The organism is Candidatus Pedobacter colombiensis, assembly GCA_029202485.1.
In the GTDB taxonomy this organism is placed as follows: domain Bacteria; phylum Bacteroidota; class Bacteroidia; order Sphingobacteriales; family Sphingobacteriaceae; genus Pedobacter; species Pedobacter colombiensis.
This window is the reverse complement of the sequence record CP119313.1, coordinates 1,352,476-1,365,145: the sequence shown is the minus strand read 5'-3', so window position 1 is coordinate 1,365,145 and position 12,670 is coordinate 1,352,476. Positions and strand designations below refer to the sequence as shown.

At 39.1% G+C, this 12,670-nt stretch carries 10 protein-coding genes; 6 read left to right on the top strand and 4 right to left on the bottom strand.

Annotation, left to right across the window (positions count from 1 at the left end):
* Window positions 1-11: 11 nt before the first annotated feature.
* Entirely contained in the window at window positions 12-1,373 is a 1,362-nt protein-coding gene (locus P0Y49_05615; protein WEK20614.1) for a pyridoxal-phosphate dependent enzyme, read from the bottom strand.
* A gap of 152 nt (window positions 1,374-1,525) precedes the next feature.
* Window positions 1,526-2,617: a DNA-processing protein DprA gene (gene dprA, locus P0Y49_05610; GenBank protein ID WEK20613.1), complete on the bottom strand. Its 1,092-nt coding sequence runs from the start codon at window positions 2,615-2,617 to the stop codon at window positions 1,526-1,528.
* Between the two features lie 147 nt (window positions 2,618-2,764).
* Between dprA and P0Y49_05605 the strand changes: the two genes are divergently transcribed.
* The gene (locus P0Y49_05605) at window positions 2,765-3,136 is read left to right on the top strand and encodes a BlaI/MecI/CopY family transcriptional regulator (GenBank protein WEK20612.1); all 372 of its coding nucleotides are present in this window, start codon (window positions 2,765-2,767) and stop codon (window positions 3,134-3,136) included.
* Window positions 3,133-4,302, top strand: a complete 1,170-nt coding sequence (locus P0Y49_05600) for a M56 family metallopeptidase (GenBank protein ID WEK20611.1) — start codon at window positions 3,133-3,135, stop codon at window positions 4,300-4,302. Before P0Y49_05605 ends, P0Y49_05600 begins: the two co-directional genes overlap by 4 nt.
* Before the next feature lie 34 nt (window positions 4,303-4,336).
* Here the strand turns inward: P0Y49_05600 and rsmG are convergent, their stop codons facing one another.
* Entirely contained in the window at window positions 4,337-4,963 is a 627-nt protein-coding gene (rsmG, locus tag P0Y49_05595) for a 16S rRNA (guanine(527)-N(7))-methyltransferase RsmG (GenBank protein ID WEK20610.1), read from the bottom strand.
* The gene (locus tag P0Y49_05590) at window positions 4,960-6,054 is read right to left on the bottom strand and encodes a glycosyltransferase (protein WEK21775.1); all 1,095 of its coding nucleotides are present in this window, start codon (window positions 6,052-6,054) and stop codon (window positions 4,960-4,962) included. The genes rsmG and P0Y49_05590 overlap by 4 nt, the downstream gene beginning before the upstream one ends.
* A gap of 183 nt (window positions 6,055-6,237) precedes the next feature.
* Here P0Y49_05590 and tgt point away from each other — a divergent pair, with 183 nt between their 5' ends.
* From tgt to P0Y49_05570, 4 genes are all read left to right on the top strand, one after another.
* The gene (gene tgt, locus P0Y49_05585) at window positions 6,238-7,368 is read left to right on the top strand and encodes a tRNA guanosine(34) transglycosylase Tgt (protein ID WEK20609.1); all 1,131 of its coding nucleotides are present in this window, start codon (window positions 6,238-6,240) and stop codon (window positions 7,366-7,368) included.
* Window positions 7,369-8,472: an LptF/LptG family permease gene (locus P0Y49_05580; protein WEK20608.1), complete on the top strand. Its 1,104-nt coding sequence runs from the start codon at window positions 7,369-7,371 to the stop codon at window positions 8,470-8,472.
* The gene (locus P0Y49_05575; GenBank protein ID WEK20607.1) at window positions 8,472-9,362 is read left to right on the top strand and encodes a DMT family transporter; all 891 of its coding nucleotides are present in this window, start codon (window positions 8,472-8,474) and stop codon (window positions 9,360-9,362) included. The genes P0Y49_05580 and P0Y49_05575 overlap by 1 nt, the downstream gene beginning before the upstream one ends.
* Before the next feature lie 479 nt (window positions 9,363-9,841).
* Entirely contained in the window at window positions 9,842-12,652 is a 2,811-nt protein-coding gene (locus P0Y49_05570) for a hypothetical protein (GenBank protein WEK20606.1), read from the top strand.
* The last annotated feature ends 18 nt before the right edge of the window (window positions 12,653-12,670 follow it).

Sequence of the window (12,670 nt, the reverse complement as noted above, 5' to 3'; positions counted from 1 at the left end):
ATATACTTTAATTAACCTGAAATTGCATTAATAATATCATACTGTGTGATGATTTCAATTTTTCCATGCTCATCTTCAACCAAAACCGCGCTATTTTCCTTATTAATCAAAGAAGAAATCCGATCAATTGAAGTATTCAGATCTACAAATGGAAATCCGGTCGACATAATTTGCTGAACTTGAGCAGACTTCAGGGAAGGATTCTCCAATAAAGCTTTCAATATGTCACTTTCAGCCAATTTGCCTATGATCATACCCTTTTGGGTAACGGGTATCTGTGAGATCTTCAAAGTACTCATATTGTTAAATGCGTCGTGAATCGTTTTCTCACAATCAATTGTAACAATATCTGTATTTTCCTTCTTAGCAATGATAGAGCGGGCCGTAAGCTTATCATCCTTAAGGAAACCACGTTCTCTTAACCAGTCCTCGTTGTACATTTTACCCATATAGCGGCTTCCATGATCATGAAAAATCACAACAACTACATCTTCAGGTTTTAACTTATCTTTTAACTGCAACAACCCAGCAATAGCAGAACCAGCAGAGTTACCTACAAATATCCCCTCCTTACGGGCAATCTCACGAGTCATCAAAGCTGCATCCTTATCCGTAACCTTCTCAAAAAGATCAATCACGTCAAAATCTACATTCTTTGGCAAAAAATCTTCGCCAATACCCTCAGTTATATAAGGATAGATCTCGTTTTTATCTAAAATACCAGTCTCTTTATACTTCTTAAAAACTGATCCATAAGTATCGATACCCCAAACTTTGATGTTCGGATTCTGTTCCTTTAAATATTTTCCGGTTCCCGAAATCGTACCTCCAGTACCCACACCAACCACAAGATGTGTAATCTTTCCTTCAGTTTGCTTCCAAATTTCCGGTCCGGTCTGCTCATAATGTGCCAGTGAATTGTCTAAATTATCATACTGATTAGGCTTCCATGAATTTGGAACTTCCCGCTCCAAACGCGATGATACGGAGTAATAAGAACGTGGATCGTCCGGATCTACGTTAGTAGGACATACGATTACCTCGGCACCAAAAGCACGCAATGCATCCGCTTTTTCCTTTGATTGCTTATCCGTAGTTGTAAATATACATTTGTACCCCTTAATAATGGCAACCATAGCTAATCCCATCCCTGTATTTCCAGATGTTCCTTCTATAATTGTGCCGCCTGGTTTAAGCTTTCCACTCTTTTCAGCCTCCTCTATCATCTTCAGCGCCATCCGGTCCTTAATGGAATTACCGGGATTGGTTGTTTCGATTTTAGCCAGTACCGTAGCAGAGATCTCCTTAGTAACGTTATTCAATCTTACCAGTGGCGTATTGCCAATGGTTTCTAAAATATTATTGTACCACATGATGCAAAAATACGGATTGAAGATTAGAATTTTACACTTAAACAAACATTCATCATATAATATTGAATTATTAAAATAAACAAAATAATATTTTAATCTAGTATTCCAATAGACTTACAAACAAACGTTAATAATGTGAAACAAAAAATATGCTAATTCAATTTATAGACTTTACCCGGTAAAGAAACCAGAATTCCCTGCATTTCAAGACTCAGTAAGAGCATTGCCAACTTACTTTGACCAACATTTAAACAAATAGCCAGTTCATCAATACGCAGGGACGTATCTTGCAAAAGCTCAACTACCCTTTGCTCGTCTTTAGAGAGGTTTACTGGCAATTCCGTCTGTACCCCAGCCTTTTCAGGAATAACATCATCCCAACCCAGGTAATAAATCAAATCCTTTGCGTCATTGATTAAGGCCGCACGATTGGTTTTAATCAGAAAATTGCAGCCTTCAGAAAATAGATCAGTTGTTCGGCCCGGAAATGCATATACATCTCGATTGTAAGAATTTGCAATATCTGCTGTAATCAATGCACCACCTTTTGCTGTAGCCTCCACCACCACTGTAGCATCAGAAAGACCTGCAATAATGCGGTTTCGTTTAGGAAAATTTTCCTTATCCGGATTGGTATTTGGCAGAAACTCAGTCAGCAAACCACCATTTAAAACCATTTTTCGAGCAACGGGCTTATGCACAGCAGGATAAATACGATCCAGACCATGTGCCATCACCCCTATCGTAGGGATGTTTTGCTCCAGACTTTCTTTATGAGACGCCACATCTATCCCATAAGCCAATCCACTCACAATAATTACATTATAGGGAGCCAGTACTTCGGCCAACTGCCTACACAACTGCTTTCCATAAGCAGTAGCTCTTCTTGTGCCAACAATACTAATGATACGGGGGTGATTTAAATCTGCATTACCTTTATAATATAGTAAAATCGGCGCATCATGGCAATTTTTCAATCGCTGAGGATAGTCTTCATCGGTATAAAAAAGTGCTTTTATGCGATGTTTTTTAATAAACGTAACCTCTCTCTCAGCGATTTCGAGCGCGTTATTATTTAAAACCTGTGCAGCAATAACCTCTCCCACACCTAAAACCTCCATTAATTCGTGCTTACTTGCCTTGAATACAGTTTCAGCACTACCAAAATGATCAAGCAAATTTCTTGCGATCACATCCCCTACACCCTTAATCAGTGTAAGGCCTATTTTGTGAATTAAACTCATAGGCTAAGTTATTCAGTTCAAGTAAACAGAACCACACACTAAAACCTAAATAACTAATTATCAATATCTTAAAATAAAACTATAAAAATAGTTTGCAAACTACAAATATAGTAGTAACTTTAATTAACATTAAAAATGAGGTATCATATGAGAGAACTTACAAAAGCAGAAGAACAGGTAATGCTAATTTTATGGGAAATAAAAGAAGGATTGGTAAAGGATGTAATTGATAGGATGTCTCCACCAAAACCTGCCTACAATACCGTATCCACGGTGATCAGGGTATTAGAAGGCAAAGGCTTTATAGACCATAAGGCTATTGGCAATACGCATATTTATTTCCCCTTGATCAGCGAAGCACAGTACAAACACTTTGCATTTGACAAGGTGATGAACAACTACTTCGAAAATTCATATCAAAGTCTCGTCTCCTTTCTCGTAAAAGAGAAGAATATGAATATGGATGAACTAGATGAATTAATTCAATTGGCAGAAAAACTTAAAAACAAGAAATCATGAACTGGTTGTATTACTTACTGGAAGCTAATTTATATTTAGCTGTATTTTACGGATTTTACCGTTTGTTTTTACGCGAGGAGACCTTTTATACCTTAAATAGGTATTATTTGATTGTCGCAGCAATAATTGCATTCGTATTGCCGCTACTTCAATTAGGCTATTTATATCATCTAATGGGTATTCACAATAACATCGAATCAAATCAAAATCTGGTTACTACAATCAACGAACAGGGCTTTACTATCAATGTGCTAATTGTGTATACATATTTAGCTATCGCAGCTGTATTTCTAAGCAAGTTCATCATGAATTTATATAGGATTATGGCCCGTTCCAACCAAACAGAAAAATTCAGAAACGGCAATATCACTTATATTGGATTACAAGGATCAGAAACTGCATTTTCCTTTTTTAACCTCCTGTTTATCAATCCAAATTGCACGGATAAAGACACAGTTATAACCCATGAAATGATACACATTCATCAAAAACACAGTGCAGATATCCTCTTTTTCGAGATTATTCAAATACTGGGCTGGTTTAATCCAATTACTTACCTCATTAAAAAAGATGTAAAACTTTTACATGAATATATCGCTGATGATGCAACTACCCATACAGTTGAGAAACACGAATACGCCATGTTTTTGATCCAAAATTCATTTGGGATTGCACCTAGCCAATTAACCAATCAAATATTCAACCAATCCATATTAAAAATGAGAATCAACATGTTAAACAAAGAAAGATCAGGAGGGCGAGCCAGGCTCAAATTCCTATTCGCATTACCGGTTATCGGCGGGATGCTATGTGCATCTTCCATGGCCTTTAGCAAAGACTACGCAATTGTAGATCTGTATCCTAAAAAATATAGATTTGTGAAAACCCTAAATCAGGACACTTCTAAAAAAGCAAAATCAGCCGCTAAAAAGAAAGCAGCTCAAACAAGTAACAAGGTACACAAATTAGCCCCACCCCCACCACCACCTCCTCCTCCTGTAGAACCAACAACTAAAAAATCCGGCTCTAATGCATCAAAAACAACACATGTAAAGTTCCCTCCTCCAATAGTAAAGCCAGATAAAAAGGTAAAATTTCCGCCGCCAATCATAAAAGATAAAAAACAAGAAGTTCCACCCCCACCTCCGGTAGAACCAAAATCTTAAAAAACTTATAAAATAACGGTAAACTAGGAAACCCTTATTGTGGGATATAAACCACGTATTTAGTTTCGAAAAACTCTTCCTCGAAATAAGCTGAAAGCGGATATAGTTCCGCTTTTAGGCGTGATTCAGCAATTTCCTCAGCCAAATCACCTCCCTTTAAGTAAAGAATTCCATTTTGAATGGCGTTTTTAGACTCCTTTTTAAATTTCCCCTGTATCCACGGATAGAAATCAATAAGCCTCGTTACTGCCCTGGAAACTACAAAATCATATTTATCAATCACTTGCTCAGCCCTCAAATGACTCGCTGTAACATTCTTTAAGCCCAGCGACCAGGCCACTTCAGCCACGACTTTAATCTTCTTACCTATAGAATCGACCAGGTGAAACTCCGTTTCCGGAAACAAAATAGCCAATGGTATTCCCGGAAAACCACCACCCGTACCCACATCTAAAACCGTTGTTCCAGGCTTAAAAGTGCAGAACTTGGCAATTCCCAATGAATGTAAAATATGACGTTCATAAAGCTCATCAATATCTTTCCTTGAAATCACATTGATTTGTGCATTCCAAAAGCTGTATAAATCATACAACTGATCAAACTGAGCAATTTGCTGGTCAGTTAAGTCCTTAAAGTATTTCTGTATTAGCGTTGATTTCATTTCCACTGAACTTTTTTAACAAATATAGATAGAATGCCATTAAAGACTAAAAAAATGAATAATAGCATGTCTAAAATCGGGAACCACCACCTTAAATCACCATAATTTAATCGCTTCAAGATTCGTGGATAAACAAAACATCTGATGATAATACTCAGTACCAGCACCCCTAAAGCCGGATAAAGCGTTGTTTTAAAGCACATCGATACCACTAAGGTAACATAAAATAAGAATTGTATGATGATCTGTGCAGACAAAATGAATTTATGCTTTGGCTTATACAGCTTACCCGCACCAAAATGACGTTTCTTTTGTCTCAGGTATGCACCAAAGCTGGTATTTGGCTCACTCCAAACCTGCGCATCCTTATTTATACATATAGCTGTATTACCATCATAAGCATGAGCATTCACAAAAAGATCATCATCGCCCGAAGGGATATGCATATGTGCAGCAAATCCTTTATTGTTAAAAAACAACGATTTCTTATAGGCCATATTCCGTCCAACGCCCATATAAGGCATTCCCTTTATCGCAAAAGAAAGGTAATTTACAGCCGTAAAAAAAGTTTCAAAGCGAATCAAAGCGTTCAAAAGACCTCTTTTCTTCATATATGGAGAATAACCAAGAACGATCTCCACCTCCTCCTGATCCGGCTGTTGCATACCATATAACCATCTGGAAGAGGCAGGCATACAATCTGCATCCGTAAATACCAACCACTCATTGCAAGTGGCTTTGATACCCATTGTTACGGCAAACTTTTTACCAGCAATAAACTTGCTGCCATCATTAACCGTTACAATTTTTAGATGGTTATATTGCTTTGCGAAAGCTTCTAAAACTTCATGAGTCCCATCCCAGGACCTATCATTCACCACAATCACCTCAAAATCAGGATACTCTTGCTCTAAAACCGAAGGCAAGTACTTCTTCAGGTTTTCGACTTCGTTGCGGGCACAAATTACTACACTTAAAGGTTTTTTAGCACTTTCAGCTAGTGGATTTATTTTTATTCGTGCCAATTTAAGGTGCACAAACAAACTAAAATATAGCTGAACCAGAAAACAAAAAACTAATATGCCGAGCAGGCAACTCTCAAAGCTCTCTAACAAAACGCTCTTTAAAAAGGTTAATTCCACGATGTATTTTTGAAGGTGTCAAATTTCTGATTTTTAATCTGTAATGTTCCTTTATGTTGATAAAAAATTTAACCCATAAATAGCTTGTTTTTTGCTATTTTTGCGCAGATTTTTTTGAGAGACAAGATAAAGATGAAATTTAATTTACAAGCAAAGGATATACATTCGAAGGCAAGAGCAGGAACAATTACTACAGATCATGGCGACATACAAACCCCCATTTTCATGCCTGTGGGCACTGCAGGAACGGTTAAATCAATTAACCAGCAGCAACTAAAGAATGACATCGATGCTAAAATCATCTTAGGAAACACCTACCATTTATATTTAAGACCGGGACTGGATATCCTGGAACAAGCCGGTGGTTTGCATAAATTTATTGGCTGGGACAGGCCAATTCTAACCGACAGTGGCGGTTATCAAGTGTACTCTTTGAGTAAAGTTCGTAAAATTAAAGAGGAAGGCGTAACCTTTCGCTCACATATAGACGGATCAAAACACCTATTTACACCAGAATATGCAATGGATATTCAGCGTACCATCGGGGCCGATATCATCATGGCCTTTGATGAATGTACACCTTATCCATGTGATTATAAATATGCGGCCAATTCTATCAACATGACACATCGCTGGTTAAAGCGCTGCTGTAACCGCTTTGATACCACCGAACCAAAATACGGTTTCAATCAAACCTTGTTCCCTATTGTACAAGGCTCTGTGTATAAAGATTTAAGAATGAAGTCTGCAGAGTTTATAGCTTCAATGGAGCGCGAGGGCAATGCCATAGGCGGACTCTCGGTAGGTGAGCCTGCAGAAGAAATGTACGGAATGACCGAGGTGGTTTGTAACATACTGTCTGAAGAAAAACCACGTTATCTAATGGGTGTAGGAACACCAATAAACATATTAGAGAACATTGCACTAGGTGTAGACATGTTTGACTGTGTAATGCCAACCAGAAATGCCAGAAACGGTATGCTATTCACTAAAAATGGCATCATCAATATCGGTAACAAAAAATGGGCAGATGACTTCTCACCAATTGAAGCAGATAGTGATCTGATTGCAGATCAAGTGTACTCTAAAGCCTATTTAAGACACTTAATGCACTCAAAAGAGATGCTTGGTGCTCAAATTGCGACCCTACATAACCTGCATTTTTACCTATGGCTGGTTAAAGAAGCCCGCGAGAAGATTATAAGCGGCGAATTTTACGCATGGAAAAACAAAATGGTTACTATCTTAGGTAATAAATTATAAATGAACTTTATCAAAGACAGGGTTAAAATTCTCGACTGGTACATCATCAGCAAATACCTGGGTACATTTCTATACACCCTAACCCTATTTGTTGTGATCATCATTATCTTTGATTTATCCGAGAAACTGGACGACTTTTTAAGTGCCAATCTTACCTTCTGGCAGGTAATATCACTCTATTATGCAGGCTCTATTCCTTATTATGTAAATATGCTCTCGCCCCTGATCAACTTCATCGCTGTCATATTTTTTACAGCAAAGATGGCCGACCAGACCGAGATCGTACCCATTTTAAGTGGCGGAGTAAGCTTTAATCGCTTCCTGATGCCTTATTTTGCATCAGCATTTATCATATTCGCAGTCAACCTCGTTTCCAATTTATACATCTTACCCTATACCAATCAGCTTAAAAACAGCTTCGAAAACACATACGTAAAGAAAAATGATCCATCAAGTAAGAGCAATATCCACATGAAACTGGACAACAACACTTACATCTACATGGATAATTTCGACAACAAAAGTAAGACAGGAACTCGTTTCTCCCTGGACAACTTTAAAGGCGATGTATTGACCAAAAAGCTGGTTGCAGATGAAATCAAATGGGACTCACTAAAACGCTCATGGAAGCTAACAAACTATTCAATAAGGTACGTTAATGGCTTAAAAGAAACCTTTGTTAGTGGAGCATCCATGACTAAAGACACAGTGCTGGATATGCGTCCTGACGACTTCTCAGCTTATGATAACATCTTCGAAAACCTTACCAACAAAGAGCTCTCAGAGAAGATCAGAAAAGAGAAAATCAGAGGATCCGGGATATGGAACGACTTGTTATTTGAGCAATATAAACGTTATCTACACCCCTTATCAGCCTTCGTTTTAACGCTTATTGGCGTCGCGCTCTCTTCCAGAAAGGTACGTGGAGGTGTTGGACTACCACTTGGAATAGGCATAATATTAAGCTTTGCCTACATCGTATTTAACCAATTCGCAAAAATGTTTTCACTAAAAGGAGGCGTTCCGCCACTTTTAGCTGTACTAACACCTACCCTATGCTTCGGTTTACTGGGCTATTATCTTCTTCGAAAAGCACCTAAATAATGACTCAACAACCTGCGACCCCCAACAAAAACCTGCTGATCTTACACTTCACAGTATTCATCTGGGGCTTTACAGGCATCCTTGGCGCGTTAATTTCCGTTAGTGCCGTACAAATGGTGTGGTATAGAGTTTTAATTGCCAGCATTACCCTTTTTATTTACTTCAAACTGAGCAAAACAAGCCTTACAGTAACAAAAAAGCAGTTTTTACAGTTCTTTTTCACAGGAAGCATTGTCGCCCTTCACTGGATACTTTTCTTCCAGTCGATTAAAGTTTCAACCATCTCTGTTACCCTCGTATGCCTCTCTTCCTTTACCCTTTTCACCGCTATATTAGAGCCGCTGATTAAGAAACAAAGGATGCAGGTAGCCGATATCATCATCGGTTTAATCATCATTCTGGGTATTTACCTTATCTTTAAATTCGAATCCAAGTATACTTTAGGTATCATTTTCGGCCTTTCTGCAGCCCTTGCATCTAGCCTTTTTGGAACCATAAACTCTACACTCGTACAAAAAAGCAACCCACTTGTCATCAGTTTTTATGAGATTATCGGGGCATTTTTCTGGATCAGCCTATACCGTATATTCGATCAAACCCTCTTTCTTGAACGGTTCAATTTAAGCGCAAGCGACTGGCTTTACCTGACCTTATTAGGTACCATTTGCACTGCACTTGCATACGTTGCAGGCGTCTCTGTGATGCGAACAATATCCGCTTTCAATGTAGCCCTCATCACCAATCTTGAGCCCGTATACGGCATCATTTTGGCCTTCCTTTTCTTTGGCACAAAAGAGTCCATGTCGATCGGATTTTACGCTGGCGCCATCATTATTTTAGGCGCAGTATTCCTATATCCGGTTTATAGAAAATACAAAAACCAACACTAAATTCCACCGCCTGTTCCCATGCTCACACCCATAGGGTAGGGGAGAAATATTGCGTTTAAAAGAGCAATTCCCTCGCTACAAAACCACCTAAACACCCCTACAAAAAAGTATCAATTACAAGCCTGAATCCGGTCGGTTTTTAAGCAGAAAAGCATCCATTTTCTCTGCTAAATACAAGCCGTAAAAATACCCTTCCTGCATACAGAATTAAAACACGCAGCAGAAATTTAATTTTATTTACGAGGTAAATAGTGTATCTTAACCTTATATTTAAGCACCATACAAACACAATAACACAAACACACAAAACCCTTAAAAAAACCCAAACAAAACCACAAAAAATGGTCAACTTAACAAAACCACATAACAAATTAAAATACTGAATATCAATAAATAAAACAAACCCATTTAAAATAAAACATAATATAAAATCAAGCTTAAAAATTTTAAAATACTAATTATTTTAGCAAACACAATAAATGAAGCGAAATAAAATATACAAATCACTGGTAATCAAAATTAAAACTACAGCAATATTAAGTTTAATTTCACATTCAGTTTTTTCTCAGATTTTCAACAGCGAGCAAAACCCACTTAGTGTAAAATGGCGTCAAATAAATGCTTCAGGCTTCCAGATCATCTATCCGACAGAGATGGAAAAAGAAGCGCAAAGAATGGCCAATACCCTACCCCACATTTACCCTTATGTAGGTAGCAGTTTAGGAATGAAAAAAACGAGCATTCCACTGCTCCTTCAAAACCAGGGAGTAATTGCAAATGGCTTCGTTCAGCTCGGCCCAAAAAAGTCAGAATTTTACACCACCCCACCTCAGCAATTCGACAGTCAGGACTGGCTAAATAACCTGGCCGTTCACGAACTCAGACACGTTGCCCAGTTCGACAAACTGACCGGTGGCAAGGCCCACCCTTTTCCCGAATTGATCTACTTCGGTTGGTTCGGCGTGAGCATCCCCATTTGGTTTTTTGAAGGTGATGCAGTGACCACCGAAACTGCCCTGACCAACGCAGGTCGCGGAAGACAACCTTCATGGATCATGCCTTTTCGAACAAGCCTGCTCGAAGGGAAAAATATATCTTACAGCAAGGCTTATTTTGGATCAGACAAAGACATCACTCCCGGCTACTATCAGCTAGGCTACCTCATGTCATCCATCATCAGAACTGAAGAAGGAAAAGACATCTTCAACGAAGTACTAACCGACATACGCAAACGTCCGGTCCGCCTCTACCCTTTTTCAAACTCACTAAAAAAATTCACGAGCAAAGGAAGTCATGAATGGTTTAAGGAAACCAAAGCAACACTCAAAAAAAACTGGGCAGCTCAAGCAGTAGCAACACCCGAAAAAAACTACAGCTCACTAACCAAACCTGCAAGCTACGCCACCAACTACTTTTCACCGGTAAGATTAAGCGACAACAGCATATTAACTTTAAAGCAAAGTAAAGCAGAGGTTACGCACTTAACTTTGATCGACAGCAACCGCAAGGAAACCCACCTCCTGAACATCGGCTATCAGGAACAGCCCTGGTTCAGCTACGCCAATGAACTTGTGGTTTGGGACGAGGTAAGATACGACCCTCGTTATCGTCAACGCAGCTACAATGTGATTTGCAGCTACAACCTAAAAACTAAAAAAGTAAAAAAACTCAGCTCAAGAAGCAGGCTCTTCGCACCTTCGCTTTCTGCCGACGGAAAAAAAATCATAGCAGTAAGATTTGATCTGAGCAATCAATGCAACCTGGTCGAGCTCGATGCACAAAATGGAAATATCCTTTTCACTTACCCAAACCCACAAAACCTGATTCTGCAAACTCCATCTTTCGATGCCAGCGGAAATACGGTAGCCTACATCGGTGTCAGCGAAAAAGGCAAAACATTAAACACGACCGACAGACTCGGACAAACTGAAGAACTCATCCCTCCAACTCAGCAACAATTATCAAGGCCGGTATTCATTAACCAGCAAATCGCATTTAACACGCATTACAGCGGACTTGACAACATTTACAGCATAGATATCAAAACAAAAAAGATAAGCGCTCTGAGCGCAGCAAAATACGGCGCTTTTAACCCATCTTTTCCAAAAGGAACCTCCACCCTCCTTTTCAACAATTTCACACAAACAGGCTACGACATTTCAGAAATTCCGATAAATCCTGAGCAACCTGGTAAAAACAATTTTGTTTACTTTGGTGCTGCAGCCGAAAAACAGGAGCACACCGGAAATGTATTTACTCAAATTCCCGACAGTGCCTACACTTCCAAACCTTACCATGCACTTGGCAACCTGATCAACGTACACAGCATCACCCCCGTGATTGAAGATGAATACCGCGGCGGATTACAATTCGATTCAGACAACCTGCTCAATACCTTCAGTGCTTTTGCCGGTGCCGAATATTACAGAGACCTGGGCCGATTTGAGTACAATGCAGGTATCGTGCTTAAAAGTTTTTACCCCATCATTAGCGCCACCTATCGGAACAGGCCAAGAAGAACTTTCTACAGCAGCAATACAAGCGTTATGCAAGGCGACTGGAGAGAAAACAACATCCAGGTCCAGGCAATGCTTCCAATTAGCTTAAACACACTTGGAGACACCTACAGCTTCTCGTTAAAAGCAGCGACCAGCTACACCAAAAGATACATGGGAGAAAATATGCCGGCCAATTACATCACCAGTCTTAAATTCCCAATGGAATACGGCTTCTCCTTTGTACACTCCATGCGACAAGCCGACCGTGACATTGTACCTAAATGGGCTCAAACATTAAGCCTAATTTACCTCCACCAGCCATTTGACAAGCAATTGGACGGACAGCTATTCGCCTTCCAAAGTGCTTTCTATTTCCCTGGACTGTTAAAAAACCATTCTTTCATGGCCAGCTTCAACTACCAAAATTCCAACGGAGTAAGAAGATATGACAACGAAATACCTACAGTTTATGGCTACAACAACATTAGGGCCCAAAACTTTTTAAAGAACACCTTACTCTTCAATTACAGGTTCCCTTTTGCTTTTCCTGACGCTGAAATTGGTCCACTCGCTTACATCAGAAATTTACGCGGCGGCTTATTCTGTCACTACGAAAACCTCGGCATCGACACCAACCTCGGCGAACCTAAAACTTATGGCTTTGAACTCCGAAGCAGCATGAATTTACTCCGCTACCAACCGGTTATTGATTTAGGTGCGAGATTTGTTTTCGTCAACAAGATTTACAACCAAAATCCTATATTAGAATTAATTTTAAATTACAACTTTTAAATCATGCGCACAAAAACC